The 14,540-nt window shown below is 65.8% G+C and carries 12 protein-coding genes; 8 read left to right on the top strand and 4 right to left on the bottom strand.

From position 1 onward, the window contains the following. The first annotated feature begins 151 nt into the window (after window positions 1-151). Window positions 152-706 carry a hypothetical protein gene (locus ACQP03_RS23295; RefSeq protein ID WP_433458466.1) on the top strand — a complete coding sequence of 185 codons (555 nt, stop codon included), beginning with the start codon at window positions 152-154 and terminating at the stop codon, window positions 704-706. On the opposite strand, the gene ACQP03_RS23290 is transcribed toward ACQP03_RS23295, so the two are convergent. Next, window positions 703-1,737, bottom strand: coding sequence for an ImmA/IrrE family metallo-endopeptidase (locus ACQP03_RS23290; RefSeq protein WP_433458464.1), 1,035 nt, complete (start codon window positions 1,735-1,737; stop codon window positions 703-705). The two genes, ACQP03_RS23295 and ACQP03_RS23290, sit on opposite strands and share 4 nt — an antisense overlap. 757 nt (window positions 1,738-2,494) lie before the next feature. Between ACQP03_RS23290 and ACQP03_RS23285 the strand changes: the two genes are divergently transcribed. Further along, window positions 2,495-3,955, top strand: a complete 1,461-nt coding sequence (locus tag ACQP03_RS23285) for a hypothetical protein (RefSeq protein ID WP_433458462.1) — start codon at window positions 2,495-2,497, stop codon at window positions 3,953-3,955. 453 nt (window positions 3,956-4,408) lie between these two features. Beyond that, window positions 4,409-5,074 (top strand): HNH endonuclease family protein, encoded by a 666-nt coding sequence (locus ACQP03_RS23280; protein WP_433458460.1) that lies wholly within the window; start codon window positions 4,409-4,411, stop codon window positions 5,072-5,074. A gap of 53 nt (window positions 5,075-5,127) precedes the next feature. On the opposite strand, the gene ACQP03_RS23275 is transcribed toward ACQP03_RS23280, so the two are convergent. Then, window positions 5,128-5,379, bottom strand: coding sequence for a hypothetical protein (locus ACQP03_RS23275; protein WP_433458458.1), 252 nt, complete (start codon window positions 5,377-5,379; stop codon window positions 5,128-5,130). A gap of 1,406 nt (window positions 5,380-6,785) precedes the next feature. Here ACQP03_RS23275 and ACQP03_RS23270 point away from each other — a divergent pair. Further along, window positions 6,786-7,022: a DUF397 domain-containing protein gene (locus ACQP03_RS23270; RefSeq protein ID WP_433458456.1), complete on the top strand. Its 237-nt coding sequence runs from the start codon at window positions 6,786-6,788 to the stop codon at window positions 7,020-7,022. A 49-nt stretch (window positions 7,023-7,071) separates the two neighbouring features. Here ACQP03_RS23270 and ACQP03_RS23265 read toward each other — a convergent pair whose 3' ends face one another. Then, window positions 7,072-7,872, bottom strand: a complete 801-nt coding sequence (locus ACQP03_RS23265; protein WP_433458454.1) for a helix-turn-helix domain-containing protein — start codon at window positions 7,870-7,872, stop codon at window positions 7,072-7,074. Between the two features lie 742 nt (window positions 7,873-8,614). On the opposite strand from ACQP03_RS23265, the gene ACQP03_RS23260 reads away from it, so the two are divergent. Further along, window positions 8,615-8,872: a hypothetical protein gene (locus ACQP03_RS23260; protein WP_433458452.1), complete on the top strand. Its 258-nt coding sequence runs from the start codon at window positions 8,615-8,617 to the stop codon at window positions 8,870-8,872. A 29-nt stretch (window positions 8,873-8,901) separates the two neighbouring features. Here the strand turns inward: ACQP03_RS23260 and ACQP03_RS23255 are convergent, their stop codons facing one another. After that, window positions 8,902-9,216 (bottom strand): hypothetical protein, encoded by a 315-nt coding sequence (locus tag ACQP03_RS23255; protein ID WP_433458450.1) that lies wholly within the window; start codon window positions 9,214-9,216, stop codon window positions 8,902-8,904. A gap of 907 nt (window positions 9,217-10,123) precedes the next feature. On the opposite strand from ACQP03_RS23255, the gene ACQP03_RS23250 reads away from it, so the two are divergent. The 3 genes from ACQP03_RS23250 to ACQP03_RS23240 all read left to right on the top strand — a co-directional run bounded on the left by ACQP03_RS23250 (window position 10,124) and on the right by ACQP03_RS23240 (window position 14,528). Further along, complete coding sequence (locus ACQP03_RS23250) at window positions 10,124-10,471, top strand: hypothetical protein (protein ID WP_433458448.1); 348 nt, start codon at window positions 10,124-10,126, stop codon at window positions 10,469-10,471. 105 nt (window positions 10,472-10,576) lie between these two features. Continuing rightward, window positions 10,577-12,427 (top strand): Hsp70 family protein, encoded by a 1,851-nt coding sequence (locus tag ACQP03_RS23245; RefSeq protein WP_433458446.1) that lies wholly within the window; start codon window positions 10,577-10,579, stop codon window positions 12,425-12,427. Window position 12,428: 1 nt separating this feature from the next. After that, entirely contained in the window at window positions 12,429-14,528 is a 2,100-nt protein-coding gene (locus ACQP03_RS23240) for a hypothetical protein (protein WP_433458444.1), read from the top strand. The last annotated feature ends 12 nt before the right edge of the window (window positions 14,529-14,540 follow it).

Below are 14,540 nucleotides of genomic sequence, written 5' to 3'. Positions count from 1 at the left end.
CGCAATGCCAAACCGTCGGCATGCCTTCAGCTCAGCAGTGCCGCGGCGCGGCTGGCCGAACTCGACCGTCTTCGCCGACACTGGGATCCTTCTGAGCGCAGGGCGAAAGCGGGATTGCGTCCCCAAGTTCACAGGCCACTACGCTGGCCGCTTGTACCTGGCCGAGAACGTCGCCATGGAGGTTACACGGATGGCTGCGCCAGGCGCCGGGAGGTGGGCCGATGGCAGGGCACACACGGCAGCCGCAGTCGCAAAAGCTTCCATAGTGGACGCCGGTAGATGCATCGTCGATGCGGAAGAGTATGACAGCAAAGTCTTCGACGAGGTGCTACTCAAGCTTCAGAACCTGCCTAAGAAAGGTGACGGGGAGCACCATGAGTTCGCGCACCTTGGGGAAGCGGCCTCGATCGCCCTATGCGTTTTACGGATTGCCGAGGGGCGGCGAGTGGTCTTCCTTGTCAATGATGGAGGTGCGAGCCTCGTTGCGTCCCAGCACGGTGTCCCTGCGCGTCACTTCGGACATGTGCTCTCCGAACTATCGTGCGCAGGCCACTACACCAGCGAGGAAGCGTTTGATGTCTTCGCTTACGCGGCCGCCGTTAGCGGTATCCCTGTTGATGCGGCACCGAGGGGGGCGAAGGACCTGGAGTGTCGCCGGAATTCAGGCTCGTGTGGCATCTGCGACAGCGTGGTGGGAGAGGTCTAGCGGAAGTCCGGCGATTGCACGTTCTGCTGGTACCCTGCCGCTTCTAGTTCTTGCTTGACTCCGGTGACGTCGTCTGAACGTCCAAGGATTCTCGCCACCACTTCTGAGGAGACAAGTCCGTCCCGGTAGGCATCAAGGGCCATGGAGAGCGCCCAGTGCGATGCCGACGGCTCGCCTTGGGCAGAACATGCGCGTTCCCATTCGTCCTGAAGCCGGGCTTGCCGCATGAGTTGAGATATTCGAACCTGCGTGTAAGCCTCAAGGTGGCTTTGCGGAACCCCGGCAGCTTCGACAAGGGTCTTGATACTAGCTTGGCGGCTTAGCCCGAAGCGCATCATGAACTTAGCCAGCGGCGCGCCATATCCATCTATCGGATTCTTTGGCCCGTGCTCGGCCCAGAATTGTCGGACTGCGAAGTCGGGAGCTAGGAAATGTCTCGCGAAAAATTCTGCCCGGATTTCTTCCAGATGGCCGTCCGGGTAGTCTTTTCGATTCACGAACAGTGACCTATCATCCTGGTACAACAAATGGCAAAGTTCATGTGCCAATGTGAAGCGCTGTCGACCCCACCAGGTGTGATTCGTGTTAACCATGATGACGGATCGCCAGGAGCTTTGCGAAGGGTCGCGCAGGGTGATTCCTTGAACCGTCTGGGGCATCGAATCAAAGATTACCGCTGCACCCAACGACTCAATGAACTGGGCGATATCTCCAACGGGCTCTTCGTCGCCCAGCTCTAGGTAGTCACGTAAGCGCTCAGCTGTCCTGGCGGCGGCACGCTTGTGATAAGCGTCGTGCGCTACGGCCCGACGGGCTTCCATTGCAAGAGCGCTCGTGCGGGCACCTTCCTGCGGATACCATGAGAGCAGCAGCTCAAGGTCCCGCAAAGAACCTTCGGCTCGCCGGGCGACTACGTCGATGTCATCGTCGGTGGCTAGAACCCCTGCACGGAGGGCTACGGCAAGGCTTCGCTGAACTGGTGTATCTCCAACTAAGACGGCCAAGGGCACACCGGAGCAGACAGCCAGCATGGCGAGTTGGGACCGGCGAGGCTGCACTCGCCCCGCTAAAGCGTCGCCCAACCAGCCACCGCTCTCGGGTTCCCCGAGTGCTGCGTAGATATTACTGACCGAGGCATCCGCTCCCGCGAGCGCTTGGTGTAGGCGCTCAGCCCATTCTGGCAGTTGAGGGTACCTCGACATCGCTACCTCTCGTCTTGATGGTTACGTGGGGTAGTCGCCTTGTAGCTCTCTTGCGTCCATAGCATACTCGGCACCCCTGACAAAGACAGCCCGACTGGCGTGTCAGGCAAGGCGTGTGGGCAGCCGAAGGCCACAACCAGCAAGTTGTTGTTTGGCTTGAAGGATGCAGGGAGGTGGATCGGCTGCGCGGCACCGCCGCCAACCGTCTCGGCCGTCACTGACAGTCGCGCCCCCCGGCCAGACGCTGGCCGAACCTCAACGGTCGGGATCCTACTCAGAATCGGCCTTTTGATCTCGATAGAACCAGATTCGCAGATTATCCAGGTACTTGTCACCTTGCTCGATATACGCCTTATCTGTCCAGACCATGAGCCGAACGAGGGGAGTGTTCTCAAGGCCGACCGACCTGGTCACTCAGTACTGGAACAGCTGACCCCCGCACGGGGAACACCATAGTGACCCTTATGGACACCACCACGCGGGGCAGGGTGGTTCCCTCGTCTTGATCGCCACCGGAGTAGGTGAGCCAGGCGTGCGATGAATCGCGACGTGCACCTAGACTGACCGACGACCATGGTGGTGATCAATGCAGGTCTTTCTGGTGACGGCAACGGCTTCCGACCGGCCCGTGGTGCGACAACTGTTGCGCAGGTTGGACATCTCCACCGTTGAGGACCTACCAGCCGATCGACTGCGCGTCGACGGGCTAACTGAGACTCTGCAGCCGTGTGACGCAGTGGTTGCGGTGCCCTTCGGCGCAGGCATGTCGAGCCTGGCTCGAGTGATAGGCGCCGCCTTCCGGCTAGGCAAGCCAGTCATCGTCTTCATCCCGGACGGCGCCGATCCTGGCCGGTTACCGTTCAGTCTACGAGGTGGACCCACAGTGGGGTTGGGCGGCGAGCCCGATGATGTCGCCAAGCGCGTCCTCGAAGCCATCGAACAAGTGCAGCTCGTCGCGGGGAAGCAGGCGAGGGGGGCCAGGTCGGGGCTCTCGGCTGGTCCTCTAACGGACGAGGACCTCATGCCAGCCGTGCTAGCTGCGGCCGGTGTTGTCGCCGCTGACGTCACCCGGTTGGCCGGCCGGACTGAGTCGCCAGCCTTCGTGGCGCCGTACGACGCATGGTCCTTCCCGGACAACGTAGTCGACAGGTACGGGACCCTGCGATTCACCGTTGATGATCTAGCACATGCCCTCTTTGTGACAGGACGGGCGCCAGGCGACAGGATGCGATACGGCGCCGCGTCGATTTGGGAGTGGTTGCACCGAGCATCGCTAGTTCCCGCGTACGTCCGTCGCCATCACACGGGTCGCCTGGTGCGGTCGCGCCTGGCGATGGAACTTGACCGCTCGGAGTTGGTCGCGTTCTCCTACGCGCTCGGTCAGGCCATGACAGCGTTGTTCTGCCGCAACGCACTGTCCGTCACGCACCTGATGCACGTCGACCGCTATGCCAGCCATTACGGCATGTCCTTCGGTAACACGCGCGAGCGTGCCGACCTTTTCGGTCCCGCTTCGGCCGGATGGGTCGTCGCCGAGGCGAAAGGCCGATCGCGGGCAATGGAGTCAACGCTCCGCACCAAGCTACGGCAGCAAAAGCGCTCCATCGCTTCGATCGGCGGCGACCGGCCGTGGCTTGCCCTCGGCTGTGTGGCCGCGTTCCCCAAGGATGACGTGGGCATGCGAATTCACGCCGTCGACCCGGTAGAGGATGGCCCGGAGCCAGTCGAAATCCCAGCTGGCCTCGACGACTACATGCTTGCCTACTACGCCCCGTTCGTCCTCGCCATCGATGCCGGAGAACCGGTCGTTCGCAACGACAGAACCATCGCCGCGCGGTTCGCCTCGATGGGCGTAACAGTTTGCATGTGGAGCGACATCTACATGCGTGTTCATCAGGCTGCGGCTGGCGGGGTCGATAGGCTCTACCAGGACGTTCAACTGATGCTGGACGAGGGGCTGAGCCAGCCGCTCGCGCTTCTCGCAGACGGGACCACAGTGGAGACCGCTTGGCGGGCCGTCGTGAGCGCGTCGGACTGGGAGGTATGAGATCGCGTTGCCGGAGGGGCAAGTACCGCAGGACTCCGTAGCTGTAACTTCAACCCATGACTAAGGCGGATGGCTCAAGCGCGGCGCCGCTTGTTTGGATCGTGTCGCGTGGTAGTGGGTGTAAGGCGTTCTAGAAAATCCAGGTCTGCGTCGATGGGCATCGGCGCCCGCCTCGTTCTGCTGGTGAAGCAGCGCCCACGCGAGGGCGGCGATCCGAATGTCTCCGGCGCTGCTCGGCTGGTCGGTGGTGACGCTCGCCGCGCTGACGCCGTACTTCGCGACCCGGAACAAGCAGCCGGCGAGGCTCCTTGAGCCAACCGGGCTCGTGCCCCCACGCAAGGCGCTGAGCGCGCAAAGTTTCCTGGCTGCTTCCTCCCCGCTTCACAAAGGCGTCCTTCGATGGCCACGATTGTCAGAGACGGTCGCCGTCCACCCAGTGCTGAGGAGGCCCCTATGCGGGTAACCCGATTCCCTGCCCGTTTTCCACGCATCACGCGCCATGCTGCTGCAGTCGTCCTCACCGCCGCCGCCCTGGTCGGCGTCAGCGCACAGCCCGCGTCCGCCTCACCGCCCGGGATCCCGTCGAAGGCGACGGCGCAGTCGCAGCTCAACGCCCTGACCGTGGCAACCCAGGGCTCGACCAGCGGCTACTCGCGTGACCTGTTCCCGCACTGGATCACGATCAGCGGGAGCTGCAACACCCGTGAGCAGGTCCTCAAGCGCGACGGCACCTCCGTCGTCGTCGACAGCGCCTGCGCGGCGACCTCCGGTCGCTGGTACAGCCCCTACGACGGCGCGACCTGGACGGCGGCCTCCGACGTCGACATCGACCACGTCGTTCCCCTCGCCGAGGCGTGGCGCTCCGGTGCTAACTCCTGGGCAACCAGTCGCCGACAGAGCTTCGCCAACGACCTCACCCGCCCGCAGCTGATCGCGGTGACGGACAACGTCAACCAGTCCAAGGGCGACCAGGACCCCTCCACCTGGCAGCCACCTCTGTCGTCGTACCGGTGCACCTACAGCAAGATGTGGATCACCGTGAAGTACAGCTGGGGTCTCACCCTGCAGTCGTCGGAGAAGTCCGCTCTGCAAAGCATGCTCAACACCTGTAGCTTCTGAGCGCGATCCGGCTGACGGTCTGCGCCTCCGAGGTGCGGACCGTCAGCCGGGTGCTAGGTCTGCTGTGGCGGCTGGCTGTCGCCGGACTGCTTGCGCCACTGGCCGCCCGCGTCGGCGGCGAGCAGACGCTTGACCATGGCGAGCGCCTCGTCCTCGGTGTCGAACTCCCACCGGAGCACCCGGCCGGCCTCGCTGTCGCCGGCTCGAGCGGTGACCTTCCACCGGACCTCGCGGACGAGCCACACATCTCGGCGGCCCAGGCGGCCCCAGATTCCGTTCCACCAGCGCGCCCCCACATCCTCCACCAGCGAATCGTACAAGCGTTCGATCAGCGGATGATGTTGGGTGGCGATGTGGCCGGGTTGGGGCGCCGTCGTTCTCTGGTCGGAACACAGGCTGCTCCGGCTTTGGCCGGTTGACTGCCCATTCCGAGGTCACTGGTCCTGGGGGACAGGGCCGTCGTACCGGAAGGTTGGCGGGTCGACCTCGCCGCGCAGCGGAGGTAGCGGTGCTGCACTGGCGGGCTGGGATGCTCGCGGGCACCGAGGTAGGCGCCGCTCTGCGGCAGGACGATGGCCTGCGGAAGGGACCCGTCGTCCTCCACCTCAATGTGGGTGATGCGGCCGTCGACAGGTCCGCCGAGCAGCCAAGCCTCGACGGCGGGCATCAGCGGCTCGCCGTCAGTGTGGCGGCGACTGCCAGCAACCCGGCGACCGCGGCGATGAGGGTGGCCGCCGCGCCGATGAGGCCAGTAACACCGGCGACGTGCTCCAGTGGTGTTGGCCTGTCCGTGCGCCGCGATCTGCTGCGTCCACCCCGGGTCATGGCTGCGCCCCTTCGTCGTTGGATGGGATGTGGCGTCGCCCCTGCGGAGGTACTTCATCAGGGGTGGTCCAGCCGATCAATGCCTGATCGCATGAGCTGTGGACAACTCAGGTGCCTGTGGATAACCAGATGATCATTGCGGGCTTCTGAAATCACGCGCCGCGCGTTGCCGACCCCGAGCGAGGTGGGCCGATGAGAACGCCGTCATGGGCCCACACGTGGTGACCGTCAGGCGCGGCCCGGCCCTGTCGAACCGTACTTGATCCTGTACGGCAGTTGAGCCAGTCGAATCTTGGTCGAGGGCGTTGGTCAGGCTGTAGGGGCGGGTTGAGCGAATCGAACTCCTTGACCACCGCACCTCAGCCGCCACGGATGGCTGCCCCACCTTAGTGCGGATCGTGTGGGAGCAGAGTGGGTTTATGGCTCCATAGGCGATCCCGGCCGTGGGCGTGCCCCCGCGTTCGGAGTCGGATTGAGGTCGGTGCGCGCCAACCTGTGAAGTTGAGGCTTCGGCGCTGTCGTCGTCCGTGAGCAGGCAGGCGCCTTGTAGTGCGACGCGCATGCGCAGAAGGTGGCGATCTCTCCGGCTTCCTGACGGGCAGCACCAACTTGCCGACACGTCTCCCGTGGAACTTCTAAACTCGGCGTGTCGTGGAAATGTTCTGCAACCTATGAAATGACAACTGCATAACGCGACTACCATCTCGCCAAGAACCCGGTCACGCCTCGCGCCTGCCGGTAACAGTCTGGCACGGTTGGTCAGGGCTGCTTACACTCCGAACATGCGCATCATTGTCGATGTCGTTAGGTTCCGGCGGCGTCGCCGGCTCCTGTAAGGAAATCGCAGAATGGCGGTTTTTGCCGGAGTGTGTTCGGAGGTGGAGTCATGTCGGAGTGGATCTGGAAGAAGAGCAGCCGAAGTATGGCCGGCGACAACAACTGTGTTGAAGTGTCGTCCGGCCCGGCTTTTGTCAAGGTCCGGGATTCAAAGAACCCGATGGCGGGGCGTCTCAACTTCACAGAGACAGTCTGGAAGAGTTTCGTATCGGCAATCAAGCGGGGTGCCTTCGACGGTACCAAAGCCGCTCTTCATGAAGGGCCGCTAGTCAGTAATTCCCGCTGAGCAAGACAAGGTGCCTGTCAGGTCGGCCGGGGCGGCTCTCGGCGAATCCTCACAGCGGTAAGGTGCGCTCAAGCTTGGCGTCGATCGTGGCGATCAGGCGCGCGGTCTCATCCTCCGACGCCGCGATGGTTTCCAGATGGGCGAAGTCCTTGTGGTACCTGTCTATCGCTTCGGTGTCGTCTTTGGTGACCAAGCTGGTCTGGCTGCTCTCTAGGAAGAGAATGTCCTCGTCTTCGGGTTCAGGAAATTCTAGAAGGACGAACGATCCTCGCAGGCCAGGGTGGATCCCGCTGTTGAGAAGAACGACCCTGACGTGCACGTGGTCGAGCGTTGCGATCTTCCCCAGATGGCGGAGTTGACGGCGCATCGTCTCCGCGTCTCCCGCTGGCCGCCTCATGGCAGACTCGTCGATGATGAAAAACATCTCCGGTGGGTTCGGTCGGTCGAAGATCTCCTGACGTTTCATGCGGACCTCGACTTGGCGGTCTACCGCGCGTGCTGACAGGTCAGTTCCCCCTACGCCTTCGATAACGGCGCGTGCGTATTCCTCGGTTTGAAGCAGGCCGGGAATGACTTGGGGTTCGGCCTGGCGAATCGTCACCGCGGAGCTCTCGGATTCCAGGTAGGTGAGGAAGTCCGGGTTCAGCACATCCCGATACCGTCCCCACCGTTGCCTACGGCCCTCTTTGGCCATGGCCACTAACGAACTTATCGTCTCAGAATCGGAGACGTTGTACTCGTTAAGAAGCGCCTTCAAGTCGGAGGGGGAGAGCCCTACCTGACCGGTCTCGATGCGTATGAGCTTGGACGGCGACCATCCGACACGCTCCGCCACCTCCTTCTGCGTCAACTGTCGCAGCGTTCGGAGTCGACGTAGCTCAGACCGTAGCCGTCGCCGCTGCACCGCCGGATCGACATCAGCCGTCATTGTCGGAAACCTCCCTAATGTCGGGTTAGGAGCGGTCGAGGGGCGTGATAGCTACAAAGAGTTAACATCCGGCGACCCTTGGTGGTTGGCGCAGGTCATTCCTCGGCGAGTCGCTGCCCCGCCGCGCACGCGAACGGTAGCGTAGCTACTCGCTACTTGGAACATCCAAGTGGTACGTCCCACTCGGCACTACCTGACACCGGGGGTCGCTACCAGCACCCATCACCGAGGCGACGCAGCCTGTCCGAGCCACACCCCTGTCTCTGCTTATCCACCCAGAACGAACCGGAGCCCCGCGGTGCCGAGCACAACTCCCTTCGACGACGACAGCACCCTTCCCGGTAAGCAGGCGGCATCACCCCAAACGCCGCCGCCCGAAGTGCCCCGAGCGCGGAGACCTGCCCCCGACGCGGATGCCGCCGGGCGGCGCGGACATCCACCCGCTGCCGAAGGTAAAGGCGAGCCATTGACAGGACCTGCGGTCGGCTCGACGCCAAATAACGGCCAGTCCGTGCTAAGCAGTCCTCGCGGAGGCGCCCCCGTGCGGCGAGAGGCGGACAAGGCGGCTTCGAGTAGGTCGGGCAGGAGCGCCCCACCGGTCCAGCCGCCGGCCGCAAAGTCCACCCAGGCAGCGCTCCGTGGGCCTGACTGGCTCGTTACCCTCGTGGATTTCTTCGAGCGTCGGGTCGATCGCACCGCCACCGTTGACGACGAGAGAAGGGTCGTCTGGATTTACACGAGCGCTGTCATCGCCCTCATCGTCGTGCCCGTCGTGCTTACCCTCGGCGTCGCTGCGCTGCTGATGTCTCAGCTCGGTTGGGTGTCATTGCCCTTGACTGCTGCTGGGGCCGCCGCCTTCGCTGGCGTCAACAGACTGCGCGCCTGGTTCACCAACCGCCGATCCCGGCGGACGCAACGCTAATCGCCTTCCCCCCGCCAACGCGCCAGAAACTAGTCATCACCGCGGTGGCTGATGAGTCGAGCGAGGGTCGGAGCCAGCACCGCCTGCGCCGACCAACCCGCTAGACCGGCGGCGGCGATGGTGCTGACGGCGATGATCGCCGTGCGAGTGCCCGCGCTCAAGCCGTCGGCAAGGAGTCGAAGTAGGAGCGTCGCCGCCAGCAGCGCCGCGGCCGACACGACGGTGCCCACCGCGACGACGATGGCAACTTCCACCACTCGACGTCGAGTTGCGGTACGAGCCTCATCTACTGCTCCGCGATCCACGTTCACGTGTCCACCCACCACATCGGGATCGACATCCATAAGCTTCCGGCTACGTTGCCGTCGCCCCGGGCAAGCGTTCAACCCTGTAGCGTCCACCACGCCGTCGTCCACCTTATTCCAACACATGCGTTGGCCATAGACCCTGTACGCCCTTGGGCGCACCCGTCGCGCCGCCACCAAACCCTTCGGTCATGGCAATTCCCCGAGGTGACACTAGATGCGAAGCCGCGAAGATCTGTTTGATGGTGAGCGGCGCAAGCTTAACGCGAAGTAGCAGTCAGTGCTCAAAGCGCGCCGTAGCGTTATCGGACGAGCGAAAGTTCGTCGCAGGCATAGAAGTTCCACGAGAAGCGGCGACTAAAGCCGACCCAGATCAACGGGCCTACGAACCAACCCTGCCAACGCCACTTGGTCTCTGGGATGCCGTCTATGATCAGGATTGCGTCGGGCGATTCCAACAAAGGGGCTGGGGCTTTCGCTGGCTGCTCTCTGCCGGGTCGAGATTGAGTCCCGCGTTCGGGGCCGCGATTGCGCACCTCGGGGTAGTCCGCCTCTTGATGATGTCCACCGTGAAGGCAGGGTGACCCCGGCCTGCAGGACGCCAGCGGTGCTGTCGCCCGGCGACGGAGGCGCGGTGTTTCAAGCCGTCGGCCCCGCGACGCTCCCGGGGCGCAATCATCCGCCTCGCCTGGTCGTACCCTCTCTGATTGCGCTAACCCATGGTGAGGCGTGGAAGTACCCCATCGGCAAGGTCATCGGGCCCGCTGCCTCGAGCGGCTCGGACAACCCTCGGCGGCCTGTGGATTAGTCTTCTGTTCAGGCGTATGAGTGGTGGGGCGGTGTGTAACCGACGCGTACGAGCCCGATGCGTCCGGCATTTCATGGCTTGAATTGACGGCAGGGATTGATGAATCTTGGTTGATCGTCGCAGGGTGGGAGGTAACCGATGAGCCCGTGGACCTTGGACGAGGTGGACCGGTGGTTGGGCTGGATACACCAGCGCCACAACGAGTTTGACTACCGCTACATCTATTTCGCGTACCTCGCGGCGGGTGCCCCCGTGGCACGTCAGGGCGAGATCACCGTGACGGTCCATCTGGACGGGAGCTGTTTGCTTCGGGCAGGCACTGATGATCGTGGGCTTGTGCTGGCGGGCGTCCAGGAGCGGGAGCGGTTCGCTGAGCATCTGCGGCGGCGGTACTGCGGTGACCGGTATCCGAGCATGCGGGCGTGGGAGGCGGCCCAGCACGAGGATTTCCTTGATGAGATCCCTTGGCGCTTCGGCAGGCGGTGACGCTGGTGCGGTTTCGGTTGGCCTCTGCTGGCCGTGAGTGATTGACAGGTGACGTGAATGTGATCCTCATGTTTGACTATGGGCATGGGGGCGGGGGAAGCGCGGTTGTCGATTGACTGCGGCAGCGCCGGCACCCAGGCCGTCCTGGCGTGGGCCGATGGCAGCGCCCACGTGATGTCATTCGACGGGAACCCAGCCCTACACACCACGTCGTCTATACCCGCGAACGGACAGGCGGCGGGTCAGCCCGCGGCGTCCATCCCGCGTCCGCGCCATCCGCTGGAGGACGCGACGGCAGGTGACGCTGGCGACGACGCGCTGGAGGTGGCGGCGTCACCCCTGCGCAGGGTCGCCGCCGAGGCCGAGCGGGTCGTCGGTCAGCCGGTGCGGGATGTGCGGGTGGTAGTCCCGGCCGGGTGGGGCCCTCGGCGGCGGACCTGGATGCGGCAGGTCGCGCACCGAGCGGGCTTGCCGCAACCGCGTCTGGTCGAGGCCCCGGTGGCGGTCGCCGAGTATCTGCTCACCACTGGTGTGCGGATGCCGGTCGGTGCGTTTCTTGTAGTGTGTGATGTCGGCGCGGGCGCGGAGGTGACGGTGCTCCGCCGGGGGCCGGCCGGGTTCGAGGTGCTCGCGACCCTCGCCGACGCGACGGCTGGCGGCACGGCAGTCGATCACGCGCTCGCCGACGCCCTCATCGCCGCGTCGATGGGACAGGGGCAGGGAGCGTCGCGCGCGTCGGTGGCGGACAGCGTTCGGGTGGCCAAGGAAGCGTTGGTGAGCCATCCCGCTGTCACGGTTCCGCTTCCGGACCGGCCGCCGGTAGTCGCGAACAGCGCGATGCTCGACGAGGCCGCTCGACCGGTGGCGTGGCGCGTGGCGCAGTTGACGCAGGAAACGGTTGCCGCCGCTGAACTCACGGTCGGCGACGTCGCCGGTATCTACTGTGTAGGCGGCAGCGCCCAGTTACCGCACCTGGCGGCGGCGATCGCCGAACTCACAGGCACCGCGCCCGTCGTCGTGCCCGAGCCGGGGCTGGTCGCGGCTCAAGGCGCCGCTAACGCCGGTGCCGTCGGAACAGTGACGGTCGAGCGCGTGGAGGTGCCGGTGCCGCCCGTGCACCGGGCGGCGGCGATCGCGGTGCCCGGCTTCGCGTCGCTGGCCCTGATCTGGCAATGCCTCCTGACCGCGGAGCGCCGCGAGACGCTCAACGTGTACTACTCGGTGAGCCTGAACTGGGGCGAGCTCACCATGGCGGCCGCGACGGCCCTGCTGGCCTGCCTGGCCGCGGGCACGGTCCTCGGTTCGCTGATCGCCGCCCGCAGTCCCACCCCCGGCACCCGAACCGAAGGGGGACGGGTCAGCGTCGGCATTCTCGCCGCGGTGTCCCTCGGCGCGGCGATCGCCGGCCTGTATGCGGTGATGTCCAGCCAGTACCTCGGAATGCCGGTCGGCCCGCACCTAAGGTGGGCGCTGTGGCCGATCGCGCCGGTGTCGGTGATGGCCGTGGCGATGGCCGTCATCGCCGCCCGCCAATGGCGTGCCCCACACGGCGGCTGGTCGGCGTTGCTGGCCGCCCCGACCGGCTCGATCGTCGCCGCCACGCTCGGCATGGGGCTGATTCAATACTCCCTGACCGCGGACCGGTGGCCGCAACGGATTCTGTGGATCGATCTCGCCGGCCGCGTCGGCGGACTGCTTCTCGGCATCGCCGTCGTCATGGCGGTGGTGACGCCCCTGGTGTTCCGCCTGATCCTCGCCGCCCCGCTGGGGGTGATCGCGGCGGCGATCGTCAGCGAACGGGCCGCCGGCATGCTCGGTGTCATCTACGCCATCGCCGTCGCCGTCTGGTGGGCCACGCGGCTCTGGAGCCGCATCCTGCGTCCCGCCCCGACCACTCCCACCACACCGTCGACGGGCCTGGCTCAGGCGGGTATGTCCCCGGGCGGGGGCGAGTGAGATGCGGTGGCCGCGGCAGCTGATGTCGTTGCTGCTCGTCCTCACCCTCGTAGCGGGCCCACCGCTGGTGCTGCTGTCACTGGTCGGGCCACCCCTACCTGACTGGCCCACCGCACAACAAGCTCGAAACTGGATACAGCAACCGCTGACCGAACAGACCCTCACCGCCGCGCTGACCATCGCCGCCTGGCTGGTGTGGCTCCTGCTCGCCTACACGGTCACGATCCGTGTGCTGGCACGCCTGGGCGCGACCATGTCGTGGCTGCGACGCATGCCGCTGCCCACACCCTGGCAAGCCACCGCCGGTGGCATCGCCGGCGCGGCCGTGTTCAGTGTCAGCTCTCACGCGATCACCGCACCGCCACCGCCGGCCATCCAGCCGGTAGCTGCCGGAACCCTGGAGGAGACCGGCACCCCCATGCCATCAGACGGCCACGTTCTGGCCGACGCCGGGATCAGTGTCGCCGGCGGCTGGCTGCCGCGCGACGTGGCGGAGCAGGTCAGCGCCGCAGCCGCGCTCGTGTGGCTCCGTCGCCGCCGCTCCTACCGACCCCACCCGCCCGGTCCATCGAGCCGCGAGGACACCGACCTGGCGCCGCTGCCCCCGACAGTGGCGGCGGTACAAGCCGCCCTCGCCGGCGCGACGTCACCGCCTACCGGACCCGGCACCGCCTCGACGGGCTCACCGCGGCTCGACCAATCAACCGTTGGACGGGCCCTCCGCCGACCTGGCGTCGGTCTCACCGGGCTAGGGGCGCAGGACGCGGCGCGAGGACTGCTCGTCACCAGCCTCCTAGCTGGGCGTCATCACCCGGCAGTGTCCGTGATCGCCACCCGAGACGCCATAGCCGGGTTGCTCGGCCCCACCGCCGAAACGCTGGCCCCGCGCCTGCCAGGGCTTGCCATCATCGAAGAACCCGGACAGGCAGCTGAGTTCTTCTCCGAAGACCACCCAGGTCGTGGCCTGGACGGACGAGACCCGGCACAACGAGACCCTCACGAGGGCGCGGGCCCACCCGGACCAACCCTCATCGTCGACGAAGCGTCCGCGACGGACAACGCCGACACCCTGGCGACTCTGGCCACCACCTCCGCCGCACTGGCCGTGCTCGGACGATGGCCCGCCGGCCAGACATGGCAAGTCGACCCATCGGGGCGCACCCACCACCAGGACAGCAGCGAGACACCCGGACCACGGATGTGTGTCCTTACCCAGGTCACGGCCACCGACCTGCTCACCGTCATCGCCCACCCCGACCCGGCGCCGCCAGAGCCTGGCACTTCCGGCCCGTCGCGCAACCCCGCCCTGGCAGGCTGGTCCCCGCAGTGGGAGGTCACCGCCCAGGACCACCCCGTCCGCTCCGGCAACGACAAACGACGCCTTCAGCTACGCGTCCTGGGCGAACCGACACTGCTGCTGGACGGCCACCCTGTGGAGATCCGGCGTACCGCCGCGCTCCAAGTCCTCGTGTTCCTCGCCGCCCAGCCCGACGGAGCCGACACACGACAGCTGACCGACGCTATCTGGCCGGGCCTGCCGCGCCGCTCCCTCACCGGCCGCCTCTACACCACCCTCAGCGACCTCCGCGCCACCATCCGGTCCACGGCAGGGGTGACCCTCATCGAGCACAGCGACGACCGGTACCGCCTCGACCCCACCGGCGTCACCGTCGACCTGTGGCACTTCCACCACGCGGTCCGCGACGCCACCACCACCGTCACCACCGACGCGACGACCTGGAAGGCCGTCATCGACGCCTACCCCGCTGACCTCGCCGCCCGCCGGACCTGGCCCTGGCTCGACCCGATCCGCGAGGCCACCCGCCGACACGTCATCGACGCATACGCGGCTCTCGCCAGCGCCAGCCCTGACGCCCGTGAAGCCCTGGCATGGCTGCAGGCCGGCATCCGCATCGACCCGTACAACGCCGACCTGCACACCCGCGCGGTCACCGCACTCATCACCCTCGGCGACCACGACGCGGCCGACCACATACGGGAGGGCTACACCCGACGCCTCGCCGCAGCGGGAATGCTCCCCAACAACACCGACCGTACGACAGCCATCCCGACAGGCCAGCCCGCCATCCCCACCCGCTAACGCCGCCCACTC

This window comes from Micromonospora sp. CA-248212 (assembly GCF_050948405.1).
Taxonomy (GTDB): domain Bacteria; phylum Actinomycetota; class Actinomycetes; order Mycobacteriales; family Micromonosporaceae; genus Micromonospora.
The sequence above is the reverse complement of the archived record's forward strand: the minus strand, read 5'-3'. Positions and strand labels throughout refer to the sequence as shown.